We start from the raw sequence: 24,541 nt of genomic DNA on the forward strand, positions 1-24,541 counted from the left end.
GCGTCACCCCGCCGCTGGTCCGCTCCGGCGTGAACCGACCGATCGACGCGAGTGACGCCGGGCTCGGGACCGGCGTGGCAGGTTGAGGATGGCGGCCACGTGCCGTATGAACCCGACCATGCCCCGCGCCGATCGCGTAAGTCTCACCGAGGAAGGCCTGGCGATTCCGCCCGTCGACCACCTCTCAAACCGGAGCGTCACCAACATTCTGCTCGACCGAGCTTTTTCAGGAGTCCCGGCAGGCATACCTCCGGATCGCATACTGGTCGGTCTCTTCGTAAACTTTGCACGGCTTACCGACAAGGCCCTGCGAGAGTATGACGCCGCTCGCACGGAACTACTGGCATACGTCGCGCCTGGCACCTCGCTGCAGACGAGCTGCTACCTGCGGGCGATCGATCACATGGAGAACTGCATCAGTGCCCTGCATCGAGCAGTGCTCAACGCTCGAGCACTTCGCGCGAACAAGATCGGCAGAGCGGGCCCACGCCTGACTGAGCGACAGGAGCGACGGCTGGCCTACTCACGCAACGCGATAGAACACGCCGACGAGAAGCTGACTGGGACGTCGAAGATCAAGAACTTCGGGCGATCGGACCCATTCTCGCTACGGATTGCGAACACATCGACGGTCATTGGAGACAATGTCCTGACCTATCAAGAGATAGTGTCTGCAATGACCAAATGCCACAACAACATCGAGATCATCCGCGGAGTGCCAACTGGAGAACCGGGGCCGTCCTTCCCCAACGCAACGCTCCGCACCAACCCAGGCACACCGGCCAATTCGAGCACCACGCTGCGCGCCTCCACTTACCTCAAAGAGCTCAGCCGCCTGACTGTCACCCATTCGTAAGTTCATGGATGGAGCGCCAGCCCCGCCAAGCGAACGCGACAGACCTCGCGACCAGCATCTCGCCCAGGGTGTGGCGCACGACCGGCGAGATACACTAAGTACAGTTAGGAGTGGTCAATCCCCGGCGACTCGATGTACTCGACGTATAATGGTGTCGCGGCGAGGACGACGCCACCGTCGATCGGAATCACGGCAGTGACTCGCGCATAGCCCGCCATCCACGCTGCCGCGTAGCGCGGCCGCATTATTTCGGTAAGCACATGAATTCCGTGTTCGACATCGTCAGAACCATACGGCCTCCAAGTATTTTTATCAGCCGTTTTGCGCCCCTTATTCCCAAATTCATCAATAGTTCGCAGGAGGTATTCACCGAAGGTTACCCAGGACGAACTAGGGAGCAAGTTCGGTATGTCATCATCCAGATCCGTCGGCCGTTCGCCGACGAGATGGCGACGCGATCCGTGCAGCAACAACCTCAGGCGCCCACCGGTCGGATACTCGTCGCTCGGCTCGTCGTCATCAAGAAATATCACCGCGTCACCGGCTACACGGTGAGCAAGGGGAGACTCAAATTGAATCCATTCCCCAGGCCTGACTGTAGTTTCAGCGAACCAGGCAGGCGCTCGGGACGACTGGTTCAATATTCGGATCGCGGCGGCGAGACTGGGTTCCCTCTTCCGAGCAGGCCTGCCGATCTTAAATCCACCCAAAGGCGTCTTAAATTCCGCTTCCAAGTCGCGCGACCCACCAGAGCCGCGAGGAAGACCTTTCGCCAACTGATAGAGCTTCGCGTCAGATACGTACACAAGCTCGTGCATCTAGCCATACTGCACGAACTCTGCCCGCAACGCGACGATCCACGCCTCGAAAATCGCCCCGTGATAGCCGGCGGGCCCTGAGCCCCGGGGACGAGTCTTTCGGCGGCAGGATGACAGGATGAGAAGTGCGCCCCACTCGCCCCGTAGAACTGGAAGACCGTCCACACGCCGCCGTTGAGGCTCCTCTGCCAATCGAGGGCTGCCGCGCCGCCTTGGGCGCTCGTCGCCAGGCCAAGTAAGTGCTCGGCGTCGACCGGCTGTCAGCTGACCGCTGATCGTGGACGGGTCCACACCGCAGCCCGACCGCTACCCGACCCCCAGGTGAACGAACTGATCAATGGCGGCATCTCGCGCAACCTCGCCATATCGAGACGTAGCGCGTCAGGTTGACGGCGACGCGGGTAAGCGATGGTCAGCGGTCGAGCCAGGGAGCAAGCAGCTTCTCCAGCTCCGCATCCGACAACGCACGCGGCCCGCCGTGGAACTCGTGCCAGCGCGAGGCGTCCCGCGCCGCGGTGTACTCGACCTCGAACGCTCGCATCAGCACGTACATGAACGTCACCGAGCTGAACCGCTCACCCAGCAGCGTCCGGGCCACCTCGGTCGCGCCGCGGCCGACCACGTCCGCGAGCCGAAGCTCCTCCGCAGCCGGATCCAACAGACTGGGGGTGAACATCACGACAAACACTCCATCATCGAAACGAACACGAACTCAGCCTTCAGCGGCCAGCTGCCCGCAGGCCGCGGCGATGTCCTGGCCCCGGGCGTCCCGGACCGTGCAGGCGACGCCGCCGGCGTTCACCAGGCGGACAAACTCCCGCTCCACCGGCTTCGGCGACGCGTCCCACTTGGACCCCGGGGTGGGGTTCAGCGGGATGACGTTGACGTGGACCAGCTGACCCAGGTGCTGGCGCAGCCGCTTCGCGAGCAGCTGGGCTCGCCACGGCTGGTCGTTGATGTCCCGAATCAGGGCGTACTCGATCGACACCCGTCGTCCGGAGGTGTCGGCGTAGTACCGCGCGGCGGAGAGCACCTCGTCGATCGACCAGCGGTTGTTCACGGGCACGAGAGTGTCCCGCAGCTCGTCGTCCGGCGTGTGCAGCGACACCGCGAGGCGGACCTGCAGCTTCTCGTCCGCCAGCTTCCGGATCGCCGGCGCCAATCCGACCGTCGACACCGTAACCGACCGCTGAGAGATGCCAAGGCCAGCAGGAGCCGGATCAACGATTCGATATATCGTCGATATAACGCGACGAAAATTCGCGAGAGGTTCACCCATCCCTACCCTTTTACAACTGTCAGAAGCTCCAGGTTTGCGCAGGTCACCGTCCATCCAACTCACTACTGTGCCCTTCGCCACTCGATGAATCCTCAGCCCAATTCCCAAGCAGAGCACATCGCCCGAGACTCGATACATCGCCGACTTATCGCTAGGCTCCAGCGAGCAATAGCACCCGAGGTCGTCGAGACTTCCCTCATGTTGCGTCGGTGGTGTGTTTTGGCACCTGGTCAACGAAGCGGACGACGGGGACGGCCTAGCCCAGTTGGTCACCAACTGGCCGTGCGCTCTACCGGCCCGCGTGTCCCACTGGGTGGACGTTCAAACCACCTGAGCACGCCAGTAGTCGAGCGCGTCACGTGTCTCGACAGCATCGGGGTGTTCGACGCCCAGCACTCGTTCGCGGATAGGCAGCAGTTCGACGAGGAGATCACGGGCGCCTGCCGCATCGCCAGCACGACCGGTCCAGACAGCGACATCGTGGCAAGTCGACAGGGTGACGGGGTGTTCTGCACCCAGAATTCGCACACGAACGGGAAGCAGCTCGGCCAGCAGATCGCGAGCTCCAGCCGGGTTGCCTGACTGGCCGGTCCAATAGGCCAAGTGACTCTCCACGAGCAGTGTCCGAGGATGTTCGAGGCCGAGTACTCGTTGCCGGACCGGCAGCAGCTCGGCGAACAGGTCACGGGAGGCGGCCGCGTCACCCGTTTCACCGGTGAGACGGGCCAACGTGCTCCAGACGGCCAGCACCGCGGCATGCTCGGTGCTCAGTGCTCGTTCGCCCGTGGTCAAGAGCTCTCTGACCTGGTCGCGCGCGGCAACGGGATTGCCAGCGTGCCCGGTCCAGCTCGCGAGGTCGTGTCGAGTCGTCAGGGTGGCCGGATGTTCGGCGCCGAGTGCGCGCTCGCGGACGGGAAGTAGATCGCGGAGCAAGTCGCGCGCCATAGCTGGATCGCCGGCGTGCCCGGTCCAATACGCAAGTTCGTGGCAGGTGGCGAGGGTCGCTGGGTGCTCGCCGCCGAGTACCTGCTCGCACACTGGGAGCAGATCGCGGAGCAAGTCCCGGGCCATAGCTGGATCACCGGCGTAGCCGGTCCAGCAGGCGACGTCCCGCCGAGTGACGAGGACTGGGGCTTGCTCCAGTGGCAGGATGTCCAAGAGCTTGCGCACGTGCGCACGGAGGACATTCCAGGTACCGAGGCTGGCGGCAGTCACGGAATCACACGGAGGCATCGCGGCGACGACGAGCGAGTGGGCAGCCTCGGCCCACGCGCCAGCCTCGGATAGGGCGCGGAGCCGGTCGAGGGTCACGGCTTGCACCAAGCGGTGGACCGTAACGCTGTCCACCCCGGCGCCGGTGATCAGGCTGTGGCCGTGCAGCACGCCCACGGCGCGACGCCTGGTCAGCTCGTCGGCGAGCAGCGGACGCAGCTGTGGTCCGACCGCGACGGGCAAATCGATCGTCTCCGGAACACCGGCAAGCAGCAACGAAACCGGAATCGCATCGGAGGCGTAGAAGGAAAGGAGGTTCAGCAGCGCCGCCGCGCTCGGCGGGAGCCGTCCGATCGCAAGCTGCCACGTGGTAGCCACAGTGTGAGGGTAATCGGGTGGCTGGGCATCGGCGTTCAGCTCACTCGACCGCGCCTGGTAGAGCCGGAGATAGGTGGCGAGGTCGATGCCATTGGCGCGAGTGAACGATCCTGCCTGGCTGAGGGCCAACGGGAGCCGTCCCAGGTCGGCAGCCAGCGCTTCGGCGCTTCTTCGGTCGGTGTCCAGCGACAGATGGATGAGTAGATCGATCGCCCCTGCCGGCGTGAGAGCGCCGATCCGCAGAACTGCGTCCTCGACTGGCCAGTGACCAGACTGGCTGGTGATCAGCACATGACCGTTGCCTGCGCCGGGTATGAGAGATTGCGCGACCGCCGCATCCGCCACGTTATCCAGAATGAGCAACCAGGGGTTCCGCCAGCGGGACAACAGGATCAGCGCCGCGGACCGGGCGTCGCGGATGCGGCCCGCTTCACCCGGAGGCAAGAGGAACTCCAGCAAACCGCGGAATTCGGCGTCAATAGCGTCGGAATCTTCCGCCCGGATCCACCATACGATCTGGTAGTCACCTTGGTGTCGCTGAGCGTAAGCACGGGCCAAGGTCGTCTTGCCTACACCTCCCATGCCGCACAAAATGCGGACCACGGGCATGCGACCAGTCGCCAGTCCCGCGACCAGCTGCCTCAACTCGTCTTCGCGCCCCACGACGCGAACAAGACCTCCGACCTGAGGACAGATCACTCGGTCGACCATCGTGCGGGAAGCCGCAGCCGCGAGCGTCTGGTTGACGATGACCTGGCCGACCTGGCCGAACGCATTGCCGAAGCGGCCAGCTGGCACGAGCGGGTTGGGCACAGAGACGCCGGACGCGGTCAGCCCTGGTTTCGCGTCGGCTCCAGAGGGTCCGGGAGGTTAACCCCGACTGAGCCACCCGTGACCCCACCGATCGCGATACCTCCGCCGGTCGCACTCACCCCTCCGGCGACGACGACGGCGTGGTCTCCTGCGACCGCCCCGGGGCCGCCCTGGACCTCGTGAACGGCAGCAGCGAGTTCGGAGGCGAAGGTCTCGTCACCCTCGACAGCTTCCTCCAGCGCGAGCCGAACCCTCATCTTAGTCCTCGCCGTGGCCTCGCCAGTTTTGGCTGCCTCGTCCTCGAGGACAGCGAGGGCGGGATCGTTGCCCAATTTGCGAGCCACCACGTCGTGCAGCTTGTCAAGGCCTGCGTCCAAGGTGGCATCGACCTTCCCCTCGAACCGATCGCCCACGTGCTTCGCACGACGCACTAGCCAGGCGATCAGGAACCCAACCACGACTTCGACGCCGCTCACGTAGCCTCCCAGTCGGTTCGACAGATCCTCAATGTAGGTCGTTCCGCCCGGAAGAACGTTAACAACGACGAGTGAGGATCTATACGTCGCGAAGATCAATCCGCCTTGCCAAGCAACCCATATACTGCCCGGGATCGACTGCCACCGTCACGGCGCATCTGGTCGCCGAGATCGGCTCCGCTGCCATGCTTGAAGCGGACCTTGCCAGCCCACCATCGCAACAGCTAGCGTCCGGCGCGCCAAACCCGCCTGCCGCCGACTCCGGCTGCCTCGGCGAAAGCCGCGACACACGGCAGCCTGGGATCGACCCCGCTGCCGCTCGGCGACGCGAGCACCTGCAGGTTACGCTGCGGCGCACCGAAGGCCTAATTTGCTTGCAATGACCTGACGGGTCTTCAACGATATTCAGGTTACAACTACTCGGTCTCATGATTAACGATGGAGGTTTTGTGACAGACGCCGAAAGCAATAACACAAAGCGAAGAGCTCTCGAAAAGGAGTTGAAAACCATCCAAGCTCAGGCCCACAATATTGCAGGAATGCAATTTGCACAGGCATTATTGTGGCGCTTTATAAATCTTGCCGTCGGCTTGCCCGCGGCGGCCAGCGCCGCGGTGGCTGGCGGACTGGCACTCTCGGGGTCCGCCAGCTCTGGCGTCGTCGGAGTCCTTTCGCTTGTGTCAGCATCCCTCGCCTCACTCCAGGCAATACTCGGCGCACAGAAGCGGCAATTTACGGCCGAACACTCCGGAAATGCATACCTAGAGGTGCGTAATTCCGCCCGCAGACTCGAGCGGATTGACCTCGAGAGTCTCACGCATCACGAAGCACGTGCACGACTTGAAGCTATCACTCTTCGCCAGGAGGAGATAAACCGTTCTTCCGACCCCCCATCAGTCCTGGCAATCTGGAGAGGGAAGCGATTCTCGGCAAAGAAACGAATTGTCGCTCCACATATTTTCGATGACCCGGACCAGAGCATGAAGCCGTAGCCTCAGCCTGCTGGACGTCTGGACAGCAAGCTGTGCAGGCTCCCAGGACTGGATCGGATGACAGAGATGGCCCATACGAAGGACGTTAGCCGCCGAGGAGGGACGCCGACAGCGAGATCACATCGAGTTCGCGAAGAAGGCTGGTCCGGCAGCGAGGTCCGCTGGGGACAACGGGAATCGATCTCTCGGCGCTCGGCGACGTACGCGGCGCTCGTCAGGCGTGCGACAATCCAATTTCGCCGTGCACCGCACCGGCGGGCTGTGACACACCAGCAAGTCGACCGGGAGACACGTGAGCAACTTTCGAAACCTGACCAGCCTGGTGTGGTCCGTCGCCGACCTCATGCGTGGCAGGCTCACCTCCTCGGAACACGCGAAAATACTCATTCCCTTCACCGTGCTCCGTCGGCTGGAATCCGTCCGAGCTGGCGAAAACGTCACGCTCGCGGAGCTGGCGACCCGGCCGGACATCACCGTTCAGGCGTTTTCCGACTACATCGGATCCTTTCCGCCGATTGTCCGCGTCCCCCTGGAAGAATACGACTTTCTTCGGATCATGCAGCAGTTGGACGACAACGCCGTGCTCCATCAGGTCGTCGCGCGGTTCGCGGAGATCGACCTGAGCGCTGAAACTGTTTCAAACAGTGATATTGTCCACGTCTTTGACGATCTGTGCCGCGGTGCCGCCGACCGATTCATCGAGCAGACGGGCGAGTTTTCCACCCCACCCGATGTCGCCACCTTGGCGGTTAAGCTCCTGGTGGGACCCGATTCCGCCGCGTTGGCAACGACCAGCTCACCCAGAACCGCACTCGATCCCGTGTGTGGATCCGGTGGCTTCCTGAACGAGCTGAGCAAGCAGCTCGCGGCCATCAACCCCGCGCTCGATCTGGGGTTGTACGGCCAGGAGATCAACCACGAAACCTGGGCGATTTGCCGCATGCGGATGCTCCTGGAAGACCGAGATTCGAGCCGTATCGAACTGGGCGACACACTCTCCGACGATCGACATCCCGACCAACAGTTCGACTATCTCATCGCCACCGCCCCCTTCGGAGTGGAGTGGAAGAAGTCGGCAGAATTCGTCCGGCAGGAGCATGAGAACCTCGGCATGGCTGGCCGTTTCGGCGCAGGTATACCAGGCATGGCCGACGGTTCACTGCTCTTCTTGCAGCACCTGCTTTCGAAGATGAACCCGGCGGGAAGTCGGGTCGTCACACTCTTCAACGAACCGGTGATGCAGCGAGGCCGAGCCGGCAGCGGCGAGTCGGAAATCCGGCGCTGGGTCATCGAGAACGACTGGCTCGAATGCGTTGTGGCCCTGCCGGACAGCATGCTCCACAACACGTCGATTCCCACGTACTTGTGGACGTTGACCAACCGCAAATCCGACGACCGACGCGGCAAGGTAGTCCTGGTCGACGCCCGGGATCAGGCGGAACGGATGCGGAAGCCGCAGGGCTCGAAGGGCAAGTACCTCACTCACGAGCAAGTCGACGTGATCGCACAGACGTGCCTACACCCCGTGCAGGCCCGATCGGACCCGGACCACCCGATGAGCGATCGGGTCCGAGTCGTCGAGAACCGGGATCTCGGCCACCAACGGATCATCATCGAACGCCCGTTGCGCCTACGCTTCGAGCTGACGGACGGCGCGCTCACCGAGCTGTCGGCGTCCTGCCTCGCCCGCGACGGCGACAACCTCGAGGGGGTCGTGGCGGCGCTCCAGGGCAAGCTCGGCTCCGCGTGGCCGGACGAAGAGTCCGCGCTGGCCGGCGTCAAGCGCATGGTGCGCGACGCCGGCTACCTATGGCCACCTGACCCCGGGTTCAGACGAGCTGTAGTCCGCACCATGGGCATCCGCCACGCGGACGGGACAGTTCAGATGCGCCGAGGCGCCCCGCTACCCGATCCGGAGCAGCGCCGCTCCGTGCGAGTTCCCCTGGACACCGACTTCGATGCATACCTGCGCACAGAAGTCCTGCCAGGTGCACCAGACGCGTGGGTTGACCGCGAATCGGCGGAAATCGGGTACGCGATATCGCCGATGTTGTTCTTCCGGTATACGCTGGACGCTGAATTCGTCAATCTGCACCAGCTGGCGGAGCCCGTCGCGGATCGGGTGAAGCCGAGCAACACCGGGCACCAGCTGCGTCAGCTTCGCGGAAAAGATCTCCACTCGGTCGATTCTGCCGCGAAACTTCCTGCGACCGCCGGAGCCGACTCGCGTCTGGTTATCTGCACCGGCGGCGACCTGGTGGGGAACGGCGCGAGCTGGCGGGCACTGCCGGCGGATTTCGGCGAGGCCGCGACGTCGCTGCCGGCGCTTCGCCCCCACGGCCCCTACGGTCGTGCGCTGTGCGAGTGGATCAACCACCGCACCGACCACACACGTTTCTCGCACGCACCGAGGCACCCGCCGGACGACCTGCCCGTCCCGATCGACCTGATCACCGACGACCTTCTCGACGGAGTGCTCGAGGAGTTGCAAAGGCACCGCAGAACACTGGGCGGCGCCGTGTCGAACTTGGTGCCGAACGTGTTTTCCGCGACCAACCGGGACGTCCGGCACTTCCGCGAGCACGCCCGGTCGATCGCCGTGCAGGCCGGGCTGGCCGACGATGTCATGACCTCGGCGATCGACCCGGTGTGGCAAGCCGAGCTAACGTTCCCGTTCCACGTCGCCGCGCTTGCTCGCCAGTACCGGCTCAGCGTTCAACCGGCTGAGCGTAAAGACGCTTTGCTCAAGCTGGGTGAAGGGCTGGCTCGGACCATCGGCATCCTGGTCCTGACCGAGTCTTCCGACGGCGGCCGACTCCCAGCCACCCTGGACAGGTCGTTCCGGACCGGGGCGACCTTCGGCACGTGGCTCACCATCATCAACCGCTTCATGCGGGGAAGCGCTCCTCCGAAAATGCGAGAATTGGCCGAGCTGAAACTAGGCACTCGGCTGGTCGAGTTGCTACGGGCGATTAAGGACGCCCGGAACGACTCTTCCCATGCGCACGGCGTACGCGCGACACACCAGCTGGAGGACGAGGCTGATGCGCTGGAACCGGTGGTCCTGTCGGCCCTTACCTCCGCCAATTGGCTGTCCACGGTCCACTGGGACTGGGTGGCGCGCTGTGAATACCAAGACGAGTTCTCCTACCTGCTCGTCGGACAGCGCCTCAGGGGAAGCCACCCCAGCTGGGAACCGTTCGAGCGGTCGAGCACCTATCCGTTGCGACCAGGCCGGATCTACACGGGCACCGACACCACCACCGAAACCGGCCGGCCGGTCGACCTGTCACCGCTGGCCGAAGCGAGGATTTGCGCCGACTGTCAAACGCGCGAACTGTTCCTGATCAACACGGTCATGGGCGACGACATCACCCTGCGCAGCCTGGCGGACCACGCTGCCGACGTCACACAGTCACCGGCACCGGCGGAAGGCGAGTGAGATCAGATCAGCACCGGCCTGCTCGTCGTAGCGGGGCAGGCCGGGATCGGTGACGGCCTCGCCTGCCAGACGAACTCCGTCATGCCCGATCGGCGTGCTCGCCGTCGAGGTCGATAGCCTCGTGCGGCACAACCAGATGCGGGGCCACCGAGTCGACACCGACCCCGCAGCCCCCGCCATCGGTAACCACACGAACAACAGCCGAGGCCGGTGGAAGAGGCAGGGTCAGGCCTCGGCTGGTAGTCGGCGGCTCCGCTCAGCTCTTCCTCGTCGAGGTGCCGCCACATCGCGATACGGGCGGGAGCGAGTCCGGTCGGCAGGAACGGCCGGTACCGAACTCGGACACCGTCCAGCCACACTGCGTTGAGCTCGCCAAGCGCAGTGATCCCGGGCGAGAGCTCGCCCGGCTCCACGGTGCCAGTGACCGGATTCTCCGCGAAGTGCAGCAGCTCGCGGACGACTTCCCCCGTGCACGGCCCCGCCGACCCAGTCGACGCGGGACGATTCCCGCCGCTGGCAGGTGCGCCATGCCCCGAACCGCTGCCCGGTTGTCCCCGTGGACCGCAGCACCGCCGACGCGCTGCTCAAGACTGATTCGCCGATAGGCTTGCTGGGCAACGCGCGAGCGTCAGCTTGGCTGCCACTGATCACCGGTCTTCAAGGTTGGGATCCGCGCCAACGGCAGCTTCAAGGGCATGGAGTAGTTCACGCAGATCATCGAGCGCAACCTCTTCGGGGCTGCAGTCCTCGTATATTTTCAAGGCTTCGCGCCAGCAGCCGATGGCCCGTGCAGTGTCGCCGATGTCGCGCAGCACGACGCCAAGTGTGCCTAGCACGCGGGCAACAGCTGTGGGGAAGAATTGGCGTGAAACTATACGAATGGCCTGCTCACACAGCTCGATCGCCATCTGATGATCACCGAGACTGTGGTGGATTATCGCCATTCCACGCAGACAGCCGACTTCCCCTTCACGATCACCGGCTTGCTGGAAGAAGGCAACGCTGCGGTGGCCGTGATGCAGAGCTGCTTGATAGTCGCCCAGTCCCGAGAACACGCGGCTCGACACCCACTCGATGTAGGCCTCTACGCGACCGTTTTGGGCACCAGGGGCCAGCGGCGACGCTGCCAGCAGATAGTTCTGTGCCTGCGCAAACTGCTTCAGCGCCACGCACCCACTACCAAGTTGCAGGAGTGCCGCCGCCTCCCGCCATGGATCCTTGAGGCCGCGGGCCATCTCCAATGCGACCTGAAGCACACCTTCGGCGTCCCGCCACTGGCCGAGCAATTGAAGTGTCTCACCAAGGTTGATTTGGACTTCGACTTCGGCGAGGCGGTCATCGCTACGGCGGGCTGCCCTTAGGCCCCGCGAGTACAGGTCGAAAAGGTCATCCCAGCGTCCCCGCCGGTGCAAGATCATTGCGGTGGTCGTGACGAGGATGAGAGTGAGGGGCGTCTCATCGTGCTGATCAGCGTCTCGCGTAGACGCGACCAGGTTGTCTACCTCGAGGTCCGTCCAAGCCCACGTCTCTTCCCGTCCGGAAAGCTGAATCTCTGGCCGGGCCTGCGTGGTCAATCGCAGAGCGGGATCCCAGTCACGATGCGCCGGGAACAGAATCTGGAGTGCTGTCTTGGCGTGGTGGGCGTACCACATCAGCAACACTCGCCGGGCACGCTCTCGCTCGTCCGGCGGGTCGTCACGCTTGACGCGGTCGGCGGCGTAGGCGCGCAGCAAGTCGTGGAATCGATACCGACGCCCGCCTGCGGCCGGTTCGATCAGGTGCGCTCGCGCCAACGCCGCGAGTGTCCACCTCGCCTCAGACAGGTCAAGCTCGCACACCGCAGCGGCCGCTTCCACACCGAATTCCTCGCCGGGATGCAGCCCGAGACGGCGAAACGCCCGGGCCTGTTCCGCGGGTAACCGCCGATAAGACCAGTCGAACACCGCCCGCACCGCTGCCCGTTCGTCCCCGTCTTGACTCAACGCATCCAGGCGAAACCGGTCGTCAGCGAGCTCGGTGACGACATCACCTACGGTGATGTGCGGGGTGGCGGCGCGACTGGCGGCAATCCGCAATGCCAGGGGCAGCCGGGCGCAGTAGCGCACTAATTCGCGGATCGCGTCCGGTTCGGCTGCGGCACAAGCCGGGCCGAGGATGCTGGACACAAGCGTCACGGCTTCTTCGTCCGACAGCAGGTCGAGACTCAAGCGGGTCGCCGCCTCGGTCACTACCAGCCCGGTCAGGCTCTCCCGGCTGGTCACCACAACAACGCATCCCGGTGTTCCCGGCAGCAACGGACGAACCTGATCAGCATTGTTGGCGTTGTCCAGCACGATCAGCATTCGCCGTCCCGCCAGCACCGACCGAAACGACCCCGCGAGGGCTTCGACGCCCACCGGGATCTCCTCGGCCCGCAGACCCAGCGCCCGCAGGAAACCCTCGAGCACCTCGCCGGGTGTGGCCGGATCTCCAGCCCCGTAGCCGCGCAGGTTCACATACAAGGTGCCATCCGGGAACCGGCTCTGCACTCGATGTGCCCACCACACCGCCAACGTGGTCTTCCCGATCCCCGCGGTGCCGTCCACCGCCGAAATCACCACCGCTCCCCCAGCCCCGCCGTTCTCCTCCGCAGGCAGCAGCGCGTCCAATGCCGCGACGTGCTCGGCGCGGCCGGTGAAATCCTTGATCGCCAGCGGCAACTGCCGCGGCACCCGTGGCTCAACTTCACATGCTGACCTAATCAGCGACACCTCCCGGACCGACCCCGTCCGCGCCAGCGGGTTAGCTGGCGGCAACGAGTGTCCTCCTGACTACCCGTGGCTTCCGTCACAGAAGTCAGTGTGTTGCTTCCTCGGTGCGCAGAGACGGCAGACGCTCGCAGGTCCACCCACACGGAGCACACAACGCGACGATCCGCCAGAGATCTGACGCTAGATCACGACCGGAGAATCGCGAGCAGACCACGGTCAAAGAGCCATTCACACTTCACCGATAGATTCCGAAATGGATCACTGCAGCAGTCGGACGCCGCGCGCGCTGCAGGGGCAGCAATCGCCAGCAACTCTGAAATGCTCCAACAGAGTGGACCGGCCCTCCCCCGCCCGAGCAACTTTTCGTGATCGAAGTGTGAGGGTGAGCCGGCTGCCCACCTCAGACGGCTGATCGAATCGTCAGCGATCAAGCCAGGGAGCGAGCAGCTTCTCCAGGTCAGCGTCCGACAGCGCCCGCGGCCCGCCGTGGAACTCGTGCCAGCGGGAGGCGTCCCGCGCTGCGGTGTACTCGACCTCGAAGGCCCGCATCAGGACGTACATGAACGTCACCGAGCTGAATCGCTCACCCAGCAACGTGCGGGCCTCACGGGCCACCTCGGTTGCTCCGCGACCAACCGCGTCCGCGAGCCGAAGCTCCTCCGCAGCCGGATCCAACAGGCTGGGGGCATACATCACGACAAATACTCCATCATCGACACGAACAAATTTCAGCCTTCAGCCGCCAGCTGGCCACAGGCCGCGGCGATGTCCTGGCCCCGAGTGTCCCGGACCGTGCACGCGACGCCGCCGGCGTTCACCAAGCGGACGAACTCCCGCTCCACCGGCTTCGGCGACGCATCCCACTTCGAACCCGGAGTCGGGTTCAACGGAATCACGTTCACGTGCACCAGCTGCCCCAAGTGCTTCCGCAGCCGCTTCGCCAACAGCTCCGCCCGCCACGGCTGGTCGTTGATGTCCCGAATCAAGGCGTACTCGATCGACACCCGACGACCGGAGGTGTCCGCGTAGTACCGCGCAGCCGACAGCACCTCGTCCACCGACCACCGGTTGTTCACCGGCACCAGCGTGTCCCGCAGCTCGTCGTCCGGCGTGTGCAGCGACACCGCGAGCCGCACCTGCAACTTCTCGTCCGCCAGCTTCCGGATCGCCGGCGCCAGACCCACCGTCGACACCGTCACCGAACGCTGAGAAATACCAAGCCCAGCAGGAGCCGGATCTACGATCCGATATATCGCCGATATAACGCGACGAAAGTTCGCGAGTGGTTCACCCATCCCCATGAAGACGATGTTCGACAGCCGGCCGGGCCCACCGGGCATCGCCCCGTCGCGCATGACCGCCGCCGCGGACCGGACCTGGTCGACGATCTCCGCCGTCGACAGGTTGCGGTCCAGCCCGCCCTGGCCGGTCGCGCAGAACGGGCACGCCATGCCGCAGCCCGCCTGGCTCGAGATGCACAGCGTCGCCCGGTCCGGATAGCGCATCAGGACGCTCTCCAGGAGCGTGCCGTCGTGGGCTCGCCACAGCGTCTTGCGCGTCGCGCCGTCGTCGGCCGCCAGGGCGCGGACCTCCGTCAGCAGCGTCGGCATCAGGTCCGCGACCAGCCGTGACCGGGACGCCGCCGGGATGTCCGTCATCTCCTCCGGGTCCACCGTCAGGCGGGAGAAGTAGTGGTTCGACAGCTGCTTCGCGCGGAACGGTTTCTCCCCCAGTTCGGCGACGGCGGCCGCGCGCTCGGACACCGAGAGGTCGGCGAGGTGGCGCGGCGGCAGGCCGCGCTTGGGCGCGTCGAAGACGAGGGGAAGGGCAGTCATAACCGGATCAGTGTCCCATGCGCCCGCCGGCACCGCCCGGGCCACCCTAGCCCGGTGTACCCCAGGTCACGGGCCGCCCCCGGTCGGCGGGGCCGCGTCACCCGGAGGGATGATCGACGGCGTGAAAACCGGCGCCCGACGAAAGAGGTGAGCGCGTGTCCTTCCGGCACCTTGTCCTGGTGGCCGCGGTCATCCTGAGCGCCGCCGCCTGCAGCACCCCGGGCGAGCACCCGCCCGCGCCGAGCACGCCGAGCGGCCCGCGCGCCACCGTGGGGTCCTTGCACCTGACCCTGCCGGCCGGCGCGACCTACACCGAGCACAGCCCGGACGGCCTGCTGGACGGCTGCGTCACCGAAGGCGCCGTGGCCTGCGAAGCGCGGATCGTGAACCTGCGCAAGCCGGACTCCGGCACGCCGATCAACCTCCCGAGCACGAAGCGGCCCTTCGGCTGGTACACCGGCACGGACCTGCCGACCTGCATCACGCCCGCGTCGCCGCCCGGCAAGGCCACCGGGGCCACCGGCAGCACGCTCATGGACTCCGGCTTCGCGCCGGTCGGGCCCAAGAACGCCGAGTACGGCCGCTGGAAGGTCACCTGCGAGAACTCGGCGCAGAACAACCAGGTGCGGATGTGGTGGCTGCCGACGAGCCGGATCCTGATCGTCCAGTACGGGTCCTTCCCCGGCTGGGACGCCAAGATGGACGCCCTGCTCGCCGGCGCCACCTTCAGCTGACGGCGTCGAGCGCGGCCCGGATGATCGAGTCCGTGTCGATGCCGTGGTAGCGGTAGACGTCCTCGAGCGACCCCGACTGCCCGAAGCCCGTGACGCCGAGCGCGACCGACGGCACCCGGTTGATCCCGGCGAGGAACGCCAGCGTGTGCGGGTGGCCGTCGAGCACGGTGACCAGCGGCTTCGCCCGCGAAGCCGGGAAGACCTGGTCGAGGATCCACGACTCGGCACTCCCGCGGCCGGACCGGGCTTGGAGCGCCTCGAACAGCAGCCCCGGGCTGGTCACGCACACGACGTCGGCCTCGACGCCGACCTGGGCCAGCCGCTCGGCCGCCGCCAGGGTGTCCGGCACCAGCGCGCCCATCGCCGCCAGCGTGACGGCCGGTGCAGCCGCCCGCCGCAGCAGGTACGCGCCGGCCACGACCTGGCGGCGACGGCGTTCGCGGGCGGCCGGGTCGGCGGGCACCGCGGCGAGCGTCTGGTCGACCGGACGCGTCGAGAGCCGGAAGTACGACGACGTCCCGCCCGGCTTGCCGAGCCGGCCGAGCGCCGCCAGCAGGGTCCACTCGGTGTCGATCGCGAACGCCGGTTCGTAGCTGACGCAGCCGGGCTGCTCGATCCCGATCGACGGCGTGGTGATCGACTGGTGCGCACCGCCTTCCGGCGCGAGGGTGACCCCCGACGGCGTCCCGATCAGGATCGACTGCCCGCCCGCGTAGATGCCGAACGACCACGGCTCCAGCGCGCGCTCGACGAACGGGTCGTACATGACGCCGATGGGCAGCAGCGGCTCGCCCCACCGGCTCCAGGTCGCGCCGAGCTCGCCCAGGAGGCCCACCAGGTTCGTCTCGGCGATCCCCAGTTCGACGTGCTGACCGGTCGGCTTCTCCCGCCAGTGCATGATCGTCTCGGGGTCGTCCTCGAACCAGTCGCGGCGCTCGGTGGCCGACCAGACGCCGACCTTGTTGACCCAGCCGCCGAGGTTGGTCGTCGAGCTGACGTCCGGGCTGACCGTCACCACGCGCTTCGCCGCTTCGGGCGCTTCGCGCGTCAGATCGAGCAGCACGCGGCCCAGCGCGGCCTGCGTCGTAGCGGTACCGGACGGCGTACGTCCGATGTCGACGGGCAGGTCCAGCGAAGGCGCCGAAGGGACGTCCGGACGACGAAGGCGCGAAGCGACTTCAGCGCACAACGCGGCTTCGGCCGACCCGTCGGCGAAGCGCTCCCACGGCGAAGCGAGGTCCGTGCCCGATGACGAAGCCAGCTCTTCCATCTGCGCGACGGTCAGCAGCGACGAGTGGTTCTGCGGATGCCCTTGCGTGGGCAGCCCGCGTCCCTTGACGGTGTAGCAGAAGATCACCGTCGGCCGATCGTCCGCGATGGACGCGAAGACCTCGTCGAGCGAGCCGAGGTCGTGCCCGCCGAGGTTGCGGATCGCGGCCAGCAGCGTCTCGTCGTCGAGCGACGCGACCAGCTCCGAGAGGGCGGCGTCGCCCGCGGGCAGCCGGTCGCGGACCTGCGCGGCGTCGCAGCGCAGCAGCCGCTGGTATTCGGGGTTCGGCATCGCGTCGATGCGGGCGCGCAGCTCGGCGCCGCCGGGCCGGGTGAACAGCTCCTCCAGCAGGCGGCCGTACTTCAGCGTCAGCACCTGCCAGCCGGCGGCGGCGAACATGCCCTGCAGCCGCCCGGCCGCGATGTTCGGGACGACCCGGTCGAGAGACTGGCGGTTGAGGTCGACGATCCAGACGATCTCGCCGAGTTCGGCGACGCCCGGGTCGAGGATGGCCTCCCAGATCGCGCCTTCGTCCAGCTCGGCGTCGCCGACCAGCGAGTACTGGCGACCGGTGCCCGCCGACGAGCCGCGGGTCGTCAGGTAGCGGCGGGCCAGCGCGCCCCAGATCGGGGCGGTCGCGCCGATGCCGACCGAGCCGGTCGAGTAGTCCACCGGGTCGGGGTCCTTGGCGCGGCTCGGGTAGCTCTGCAGGCCGCCGAACTCGCGCAGCGTCGGCAGGTAGGCCTCGTCCAGGTCGCCGAGGAGGTAGTTGATCGCGTGGAGCACCGGCGACGCGTGCGGCTTCACCGAGACGCGGTCCTCGGGCCGCAGGTGCCGGAACCACAGCGACGTCATGATCGAGACCAGCGACGCGCACGACGCCTGGTGCCCGCCGACCTTCAGCCCGGACGGGTTGGGCCGGACGCGGTTGGCCTGGTGCACGATCGCGGTGGCGAGCCACAGCACCCGCTGCTCGATCGCGGTGAGCGCCGGGGCGGTCACGGGGGCCTGAGTCATCGTCGACACCTTTCGTGCAGGAAGCGCCCACCAGGACAACACTGGTGGACGCATCGCACAACCGATGCCGCCGAGAGTGCGCAGAATGCACACCGGACACTGAGGGCTCAGGTCTCCGGCTGCGCAGAATGCACGCGCTCCAGCAGGGGCGCCAGGCGGTACGGGACGAGCTCACGCATGACGAGCGAGATGTTCGTCCGCTCCACCCCCGGCGAGGCGAGGATGTGCCCGGCGATCCGGTAGAGGTCGTCGGCGTCGACGGCGACCACCTGCACCATCAGGTCGCTCGCCCCGGTCAGCCCGCACACCTCGGTCACCTCGGGGATCGCGGCGAGGGCCGTGCCGATCTCGGCGAGGCGCCGCTGGTCGACCTGCGCGTTGACGAACGCCCGCAGCGGGTAGCCCAGGCGGGCCGGGTCGATGCGGCGTTCGAACGACCGCAGCACACCGCGCTGCTCGAGCCGCGCGAGCCGGGCTTGCACCGTGTTGCGGGACAGGCCCAGCCGCTCGGCCAGCGCGACCGCCGTGGACCGCGGGTCCTCCCCCAGCGCCTGGAGCAGGCGCGCGTCGATCTCGTCGATGGTTTCCGGCACGCCGCCGATCTTTCCACCCGGGCGCAGACGTGAGCGGGCTCACCGCGAGCGGGTTGCAAGCCGACCGTTTCCGATATATCGTGAACGTGTCGCAACAGTTCGAGAAAGGAACACAAGACATGCGTAGGCACCAACACCCCTTCGCTCACGAACGTGGGCGCACACCTTTCGGGCCCTTCGGTGGTTTCGGCGAGTTCCCCCCGGGCTTCGGCCCCGGTGGACGCGGTCGCGGCCACGGTCCGGGCCGGCGGGGTCACGGCGGACGGCGCAGCCGCCGCGGTGACGTCCGCGCCGCGATCCTGGCGCTGCTCGCCGAGCAGCCCCGGCACGGCTACGAGATCATCCGCGAGATCGGCGAGCGCTCCGGCGGCTTCTGGCGGCCGAGCCCCGGCTCGGTCTACCCGACGCTGCAGCTGCTGGCCGACGAAGGCCTGGTGATCAGCAAGGACGAGCACGGCAAGAAGCTGTTCGAGCTGACCGACGCCGGCCGTGCCGCCGCGGAGCAGCAGGACAGCACCCCGCCGTGGGAGCACATCGCGCAGGACGTCGACCCGACCGAGGTCGGGCTGGCCAAGGCGGGCAAGAACCTGGCCGCCGCCGTCGTGCAGATCATGCGCGCGGGCACCGAGAGCCAGCAGGCCCGCGCGGCCGAGGTCCTCAACGACGCCCGGCGCTCGCTCTACGGCATCCTCGGCGAAGACGACGAGGAATCCGCTTCCGGCGAAGAAGCGGCCGAGTGACCTGGCAGGACGAGGCCGGTGGGCTTGATCCGCGTGTGGACGCGGTAGCCCACCGGCAGCGTCAGGTCCTGCGCGCGATTCCCGTTACGCTGCAGGGACTCCGCGATCGCCTGTTCGGCGACCGGCCGGCTGAACTCGATCTTCAGCACGGCTTCGAGGTCCGCGGCGGTCGCGAACCGCCATTCGGTCGCGACGCGGCGGCAGCCGAACCCGGCCCGGGCGAAGAACCGTTCCACGGCGCCCGGGTCGTACTGCGGTAGGTCGGCGCGCATCCAGCGCCCGTAGGGCTCACTGGTCACGTCCAGGTCGACGATCAGGAGCGCGCCGCCCGGCCGCAGCACCCGCTCGGCCTCCGCCAGCCCGGGCTCGCACCCGGGCCCGAAGAAGTACGCCGTGCGCGCGTGCACGACGTCGACGCTCGCGCTGCGAACCGGCAGCCGCTGGGCCCGGCCCATCCGGACGTCCACGTTCGACAGTCCCTCGACGCGCTTCAGCGCGGTTCGCACCAACGGCTCGTGAGGCTCCACTCCGAGCACCGATCGCGCGTCACGAGCGAAGCGCGGCAAGTGAAACCCGTCACCGCAGCCGACGTCCAGCACGTCCCGGCCGGTCCAGTCGTGCTCCTCCCGCAGCACCCGCCAGATCTCGCCGCCGCTGTCCTGCGCGCGGTTCTCCAGCTCGTAATCGGCCTGGTAGTACCAGATGTTGGGGCTGGGCACGACCTCCGCGCGCCGGGACGACCACCGCACCCCCGCTGCTCCTTCCGGGTCCTCGTCGCCGGGCCGTGTTCTCACGGAGGCGAATTCTTGGCGGAAAACTCACGGATCGCGCCTAGAATCCGGTGGGTATCGGGAGGAGCACCCATGGCAATCGGCCCGTCCAGTACCCCGTCCCCGGTCCCGGCCGGAATTCCGTGCTGGATCGAGCTGGCCTGTCGCGAGCAGGCCGTGGCGGAAAGATTCTACGGTGCCCTCTTCGGCTGGGAGTACACCACTCAACGAGACCCGGCGACCTCCGACGGCCGCTACTCCATCGCGGCGCTCAACACGCTGCCCGTGGGCGGGCTCTACCGCGCCGCCCAAGGCGCGCCGCTGGGGTGGATGCCGCACATCTCCGTGCCGCACACCGCGAGCGCGGCCGAGTGGGTGGAGCACCTCGGCGGCCGGATCACGCTCGGGCCGGTGGCGATCCCGGACCGCGGCATGATCATGCACGCCATGGACGCGTGCGGCGCGCCGGTGGTGTTCTGGGAGGTGCCGCCGAACTGGGAGTTCGTCACCGGGATCCCGAACACCTTCAGCGGCGCGGACCTCAACACCCACGACGGCGTCGCGGCGGATCACTTCTACACCAAGCTGTTCACCTACGGCAGCCATCAGATCGGCGACGGCGAGATGCTCGACTACGTCGAATGGCTCATCGAGCACGAGCCGGTGCTGTACCGGTACGTGATGGGTTCGGAGTACAGCCTCGACACCCCGCCGCACTGGCTCGTGTACTTCGACATCGACCCGGCCCGCGGCGTCGACGCGGTCGCGGGCGAGGCGCTCATGCACGGTGGCACGGTGGTGATCCAGCCCTACGACACGCCGTTCGGCCGGATGTCGATCCTGGCCGACCCCGAGGGCGCGGTGTTCGCGGTGATCGACCACTCCCGCGTCGCCGAAGGCTGGGGCCGCGCGGAGGTCGACGACCCTTACGACGACTAGACCGGCACGAACGCCGAAAGCAGCAGCCAGGACACGACCGCCGAAGGCAGCAGCGAGTCGAGGCGGTCCATGATCCCGCCGTGCCCGGGCAGCAGCGTGCCCATGTCCTTGACGCCGAGGTCGCGCTTGATCAGCGACTCGACGAGGTCGCCGAGGGTCGCGGTCAGCACGATGGCGACGCCGAAGATCACGCCCTGCCAGACGTGGCCGTCGAGCAGCAGGCTGAGCGTCAGCGCTCCGGCCACGACGCCGCCGATCACCGAACCCGCGAAGCCTTCCCAGGTCTTCTTCGGGCTGATGGTGGGCGCCATCGGGTGCTTGCCGCCGAGCACGCCGGCGATGTAGCCACCGGTGTCCGACGCGACGACGCCGATCAGGAAGGTGAGGACGCGCCCGACGCCGTCCGACGGCGGCACGAGCATCGCCGCGAAGGCACCGAAGAGCGGCAGGTAGGCGGCGGCGAAGGTGGACGCGCTGATGTCGCGCAGGTAGCCCTTCGCGCCGCCGGGCAGCCGCCACAGCAGGCAGGCGAGCACGGTGAGGACGAACGCGGTGAGCGCGCCCTCCCGGCCGAACGGCCAGGCGAGCCAGATCATCGCCTGCCCGCCGACGAGCACCGGGATCATCGCGACCCGGATGTCGGCGACCCGGCGCAGCACCCCGGCGAATTCGAAGGTGCCGACCGCGATCGCGATCGCGATGATCCCGATGAACAGGTAGCGAACGGTGAGCAGGGAAACGATGATCGCGGCGCCGAGCAGCAGCGCGACCCCGATGGCCGCGGGCAGGTTCCGGCCCGCCTTGGAAGCCTTCTTGGCTTCCGGCGCCGGTTCCGCGGCCGTGGAACCGGGCGCGGCGGGGTCCGCCACCGGTCCGGCCACCTCACCGTTGGCCGACGCCGCGGAAGTTTCGGCCGCGGCGGTTCCGGCGGCCGACAACCGGCTCGCTTCCCCGGTGCCCGAGGCCTCCGGCACGACCGGCGTCCCCGCCGCCCGGCCGGCTTCCGAGGTCGCCGAAGCCCGGCTCCCGTTCGGGTGTTCCGGCGTCCCCGGGAACTCCGGGGTGCCGGCGTCACCCGGCTCCGGCGTCCCGGGCGCGGCCGCCGGGTGTGCTCCGGTGGCGTCCACCCGGTCCTCGCGTTCCTCGCTCACCTTTGCCATCAGACCTCGAGCAGCTCGGCTTCCTTGTGCTTGACCAGCTCGTCGACCTTGTGCGAGTACGTGTCGGTGAGGTTCTGCAGCTCCTTCTCCGCGCGCACGACCTCGTCTTCGCCCGCTTCGCCGTCCTTGCCGATGCGGTCGAGCTCTTCCTTGGCCTTGCGGCGGATGCTGCGGATGGTCACCCGCGCGTCCTCACCCTTGCTCTTGGCCACCTTGACCATCTCCTTGCGCCGCTCCTCGGTGAGCTGCGGGATGACGATCCGGATCACGTTGCCGTCGTTGCTCGGGTTGACCCCGAGGTCGGACTCGCGGATGGCCTTTTCGATCGCGACGAGCTGGGTCTGGTCGTACGGCTTGATCAGCGCCATCCGCGCCTCCGGCACGTTCACGCTGGCCAGCTGGTTCAGCGGGGTCGGCGCGCCGTAGTACTCGACGACGATGCGCGAGAACATCGACGGGGTGGCCCGGCCGGTGCGCACCGACGTCAGATCATCCTTGGCGACGGACACCGCTTTTTCCATCTTCTCCTCGGCGTCGAGGAGGGTCTCGTCGATCACGGCTACTCCCGTTGTTGTGATGGGTGGCGCTTGCTGATCCCAGCAGGTCTAGGCCGGCACCCCGGCAGTGGGGGTGCTGACCAACGTGCCGATTCTTTCACCACTCACCGCGCGGGCGATGTTCCCCTCGGTGAGCAGGTTGAACACGATGATCGGCATGTTGTTGTCCATGCAGAGGCTGAACGCCGTCGCGTCGGCCACCTTGAGGTCCCGCTCCAGCACCTCGCGGTGGGTGATCTCGCGGAACATCTCGGCGGTGGGGTCGGCCTTCGGGTCCGCGGTGTAGACGCCGTCGACGGCCTTCGCCATCAGCACGGCTTCGCAGCCCAGCTCGAGCGCCCGCTGCGCGGCCGCGGTGTCGGTGGAGAAGTACGGCATGCCGACACCGGCGCCGAAGATCACGACGCGGCCCTTCTCCAGGTGCCGCTCGGCGCGGCGCGGGATGTAGGGCTCGGCGACCTGGCCCATCGTGATGGCGGTCTGCACGCGGGTGGGCAGGCCCTCCTTCTCGAGGAAGTCCTGCAGCGCGAGGCAGTTCATCACGGTGCCCAGCATCGCCATGTAGTCGGCGCGGTCGCGGTCCATGCCGCGCTGCGACAGCTCCGCGCCCCGGAAGTAGTTGCCGCCGCCGATCACGACCGCGACCTGGACGCCGGTGCGGGCGACGTCGGCGATCTGCTGCGCGACCGAGTGGACGACGTCCGGATCGACGCCGATCGAACCACCGCCGAACATCTCGCCGCCCAGTTTCAGCAGCACCCGCCGGTAGCCACCTTCGACCCGGTCACCCATCTATGTCGCCTCCTACGCCCCTCGACCGCTGTGAATTCCTCTGGACCCGACAGTGCCCCGTCCCCGATGGACGGAGACGGGGCACTGTGGGGGTAGAACCTACGCCCTGGCCTGACGTCAGGCCTGGCCGACCTCGAAGCGCGCGAACTTGGTCAGCGTCACGCCGGCCGCGTCGAGCAGGGCCTTGACGGTCTTCTTGTTGTCCTTGACCGACGGCTGCTCGAGCAGGACGTTGTCCTTGTAGTAGGCGTTGACCTTGCCCTCGATGATCTTCGGCATGGCCTGCTCCGGCTTGCCTTCTTCGCGGGCGGTCTGCTCGGCGATGCGGCGCTCGTTCTCGACGATCTCGGCCGGCACCTCGTCGCGGGTCAGGTACTTCGCGCGCAGCGCGGCGACCTGCATGGCGGCACCACGGGCGGCCTCGGCGTCGTCACCGGTGAACTCGACGAGCACGCCGACGGCCGGCGGCAGGTCGGAGCCACGGCGGTGCAGGTAGGTCGCGGTCTGGCCCTCGAAGGCCACGACGCGGCGCAGCTCGAGCTTCTCGCCGATGCGGGCCGAAAGCTCCTGGACGACCTCGTTGACGGTCTTGCCGTCGAGCTCGGCACCCTTGAGCGCCTCGACGTCGGAGGTCTTGACGGTCTTCGCGACCTCGACGATCTTCGCGGCGAGCGCCTGGAAGTCGGCGTTCTTCGCGACGAAGTCGGTCTCGGAGTCGAGCTCGATGAGGACGCCGCCTTCGCCGGTGACCAGGCCCTCGGCGGTGGCGCGCTCGGCGCGCTTGCCGACGTCCTTGGCACCCTTGATGCGGAGGAACTCGACGGCCTTGTCGAAGTCGCCGCCGTTCTCCTCGAGGGCCTTCTTGCAGTCCATCATGCCGGCGCCGGTCATCTCGCGCAGGCGCTTCACGTCAGCGGCGGTGTAGTTCGCCATTCTGGTAAATCCATCCTTTGCAGGAAATCTGTGGGTTGCTACACCCGTGGGGGCGGGGGCCGGGGGGGGGCCGCCCGAATCTTTCTACGATGGGGGTTGGGTGTGGGGGGGTATCGACGACCGGCGGGCGGGGAGCCGCGGGGCCGCGCTCTCGGGGTGGGGCCCGGCGGGGGGGGGGCCCCCCG

20 protein-coding genes and 1 pseudogene are annotated in these 24,541 nt (G+C 67.1%); 6 read left to right on the plus strand and 15 right to left on the minus strand.

Annotated elements, in window-relative coordinates:
- Positions 1-118: 118 nt before the first annotated feature.
- Positions 119-856: a hypothetical protein gene (locus AB0F52_RS40195; protein ID WP_360182673.1), complete on the plus strand. Its 738-nt coding sequence runs from the start codon at positions 119-121 to the stop codon at positions 854-856.
- A 104-nt stretch (positions 857-960) separates the two neighbouring features.
- Here AB0F52_RS40195 and AB0F52_RS40200 read toward each other — a convergent pair whose 3' ends face one another.
- From AB0F52_RS40200 to AB0F52_RS40220, 5 genes and pseudogenes are all read right to left on the minus strand, one after another.
- The gene (locus AB0F52_RS40200; protein WP_360182676.1) at positions 961-1,674 is read right to left on the minus strand and encodes an SAVMC3_10250 family protein; all 714 of its coding nucleotides are present in this window, start codon (positions 1,672-1,674) and stop codon (positions 961-963) included.
- Between the two features lie 412 nt (positions 1,675-2,086).
- Positions 2,087-2,350, minus strand: a complete 264-nt coding sequence (locus AB0F52_RS40205; protein ID WP_360182677.1) for a hypothetical protein — start codon at positions 2,348-2,350, stop codon at positions 2,087-2,089.
- Between the two features lie 36 nt (positions 2,351-2,386).
- Positions 2,387-2,959 (minus strand): annotated as a pseudogene (locus AB0F52_RS40210) (radical SAM protein); the annotation flags it as partial.
- A 315-nt stretch (positions 2,960-3,274) separates the two neighbouring features.
- Positions 3,275-5,356, minus strand: a complete 2,082-nt coding sequence (locus AB0F52_RS40215) for a tetratricopeptide repeat protein (protein WP_360182679.1) — start codon at positions 5,354-5,356, stop codon at positions 3,275-3,277.
- A 17-nt stretch (positions 5,357-5,373) separates the two neighbouring features.
- Positions 5,374-5,931, minus strand: a complete 558-nt coding sequence (locus AB0F52_RS40220; protein WP_360182681.1) for a hypothetical protein — start codon at positions 5,929-5,931, stop codon at positions 5,374-5,376.
- A gap of 350 nt (positions 5,932-6,281) precedes the next feature.
- On the opposite strand from AB0F52_RS40220, the gene AB0F52_RS40225 reads away from it, so the two are divergent.
- Together AB0F52_RS40225 and AB0F52_RS40230 are read left to right on the plus strand one after the other, a co-directional pair.
- A complete protein-coding gene (locus AB0F52_RS40225) occupies positions 6,282-6,824 on the plus strand; it encodes an SLATT domain-containing protein (RefSeq protein ID WP_360182683.1) in 543 nt (180 codons plus the stop codon).
- Between the two features lie 292 nt (positions 6,825-7,116).
- On the plus strand, positions 7,117-10,266 hold the full coding sequence (locus tag AB0F52_RS40230) for an N-6 DNA methylase (protein ID WP_360182685.1): 3,150 nt from the start codon (positions 7,117-7,119) through the stop codon (positions 10,264-10,266).
- Between the two features lie 647 nt (positions 10,267-10,913).
- Here the strand turns inward: AB0F52_RS40230 and AB0F52_RS40235 are convergent.
- From AB0F52_RS40235 to rlmN, 3 genes are all read right to left on the minus strand, one after another.
- Positions 10,914-12,977 (minus strand): tetratricopeptide repeat protein, encoded by a 2,064-nt coding sequence (locus AB0F52_RS40235; protein ID WP_360182687.1) that lies wholly within the window; start codon positions 12,975-12,977, stop codon positions 10,914-10,916.
- 459 nt (positions 12,978-13,436) lie between these two features.
- A complete protein-coding gene (locus AB0F52_RS40240) occupies positions 13,437-13,709 on the minus strand; it encodes a hypothetical protein (protein WP_360182716.1) in 273 nt (90 codons plus the stop codon).
- Between the two features lie 35 nt (positions 13,710-13,744).
- On the minus strand, positions 13,745-14,851 hold the full coding sequence (gene rlmN, locus AB0F52_RS40245; RefSeq protein WP_360182689.1) for a 23S rRNA (adenine(2503)-C(2))-methyltransferase RlmN: 1,107 nt from the start codon (positions 14,849-14,851) through the stop codon (positions 13,745-13,747).
- Positions 14,852-15,006: 155 nt separating this feature from the next.
- Between rlmN and AB0F52_RS40250 the strand changes: the two genes are divergently transcribed.
- Positions 15,007-15,585: a hypothetical protein gene (locus AB0F52_RS40250; RefSeq protein WP_360182691.1), complete on the plus strand. Its 579-nt coding sequence runs from the start codon at positions 15,007-15,009 to the stop codon at positions 15,583-15,585.
- Here the strand turns inward: AB0F52_RS40250 and AB0F52_RS40255 are convergent.
- Both AB0F52_RS40255 and AB0F52_RS40260 read right to left on the minus strand, forming a co-directional pair.
- Complete coding sequence (locus AB0F52_RS40255) at positions 15,578-17,872, minus strand: pyruvate dehydrogenase (protein WP_360182693.1); 2,295 nt, start codon at positions 17,870-17,872, stop codon at positions 15,578-15,580. The two genes, AB0F52_RS40250 and AB0F52_RS40255, sit on opposite strands and share 8 nt — an antisense overlap.
- 107 nt (positions 17,873-17,979) lie before the next feature.
- On the minus strand, positions 17,980-18,465 hold the full coding sequence (locus tag AB0F52_RS40260) for an Lrp/AsnC family transcriptional regulator (RefSeq protein WP_360182695.1): 486 nt from the start codon (positions 18,463-18,465) through the stop codon (positions 17,980-17,982).
- Between the two features lie 119 nt (positions 18,466-18,584).
- Between AB0F52_RS40260 and AB0F52_RS40265 the strand changes: the two genes are divergently transcribed.
- Positions 18,585-19,205, plus strand: a complete 621-nt coding sequence (locus AB0F52_RS40265; RefSeq protein ID WP_360182697.1) for a PadR family transcriptional regulator — start codon at positions 18,585-18,587, stop codon at positions 19,203-19,205.
- Here AB0F52_RS40265 and AB0F52_RS40270 read toward each other — a convergent pair.
- Positions 19,145-19,954 carry a class I SAM-dependent methyltransferase gene (locus AB0F52_RS40270; protein WP_360182718.1) on the minus strand — a complete coding sequence of 270 codons (810 nt, stop codon included), beginning with the start codon at positions 19,952-19,954 and terminating at the stop codon, positions 19,145-19,147. The genes AB0F52_RS40265 and AB0F52_RS40270 overlap by 61 nt on opposite strands.
- 114 nt (positions 19,955-20,068) lie before the next feature.
- Between AB0F52_RS40270 and AB0F52_RS40275 the strand changes: the two genes are divergently transcribed.
- Positions 20,069-20,914 (plus strand): VOC family protein, encoded by an 846-nt coding sequence (locus AB0F52_RS40275; RefSeq protein ID WP_103343726.1) that lies wholly within the window; start codon positions 20,069-20,071, stop codon positions 20,912-20,914.
- On the opposite strand, the gene AB0F52_RS40280 is transcribed toward AB0F52_RS40275, so the two are convergent.
- The 4 genes from AB0F52_RS40280 to tsf all read right to left on the minus strand — a co-directional run bounded on the left by AB0F52_RS40280 (position 20,911) and on the right by tsf (position 24,356).
- Positions 20,911-22,074 (minus strand): CDP-archaeol synthase, encoded by a 1,164-nt coding sequence (locus tag AB0F52_RS40280; RefSeq protein WP_360182699.1) that lies wholly within the window; start codon positions 22,072-22,074, stop codon positions 20,911-20,913. The two genes, AB0F52_RS40275 and AB0F52_RS40280, sit on opposite strands and share 4 nt — an antisense overlap.
- On the minus strand, positions 22,074-22,631 hold the full coding sequence (gene frr, locus AB0F52_RS40285) for a ribosome recycling factor (RefSeq protein WP_020644474.1): 558 nt from the start codon (positions 22,629-22,631) through the stop codon (positions 22,074-22,076). The genes AB0F52_RS40280 and frr overlap by 1 nt, the downstream gene beginning before the upstream one ends.
- Before the next feature lie 48 nt (positions 22,632-22,679).
- On the minus strand, positions 22,680-23,423 hold the full coding sequence (gene pyrH, locus AB0F52_RS40290; RefSeq protein ID WP_013223864.1) for a UMP kinase: 744 nt from the start codon (positions 23,421-23,423) through the stop codon (positions 22,680-22,682).
- 117 nt (positions 23,424-23,540) lie between these two features.
- The gene (gene tsf / locus AB0F52_RS40295) at positions 23,541-24,356 is read right to left on the minus strand and encodes a translation elongation factor Ts (protein WP_013223863.1); all 816 of its coding nucleotides are present in this window, start codon (positions 24,354-24,356) and stop codon (positions 23,541-23,543) included.
- Positions 24,357-24,541 lie beyond the last annotated feature (185 nt).

Origin of the sequence: Amycolatopsis sp. NPDC024027, from assembly GCF_040638975.1 — a bacterium.
Taxonomy (GTDB): Bacteria; Actinomycetota; Actinomycetes; order Mycobacteriales; family Pseudonocardiaceae; genus Amycolatopsis.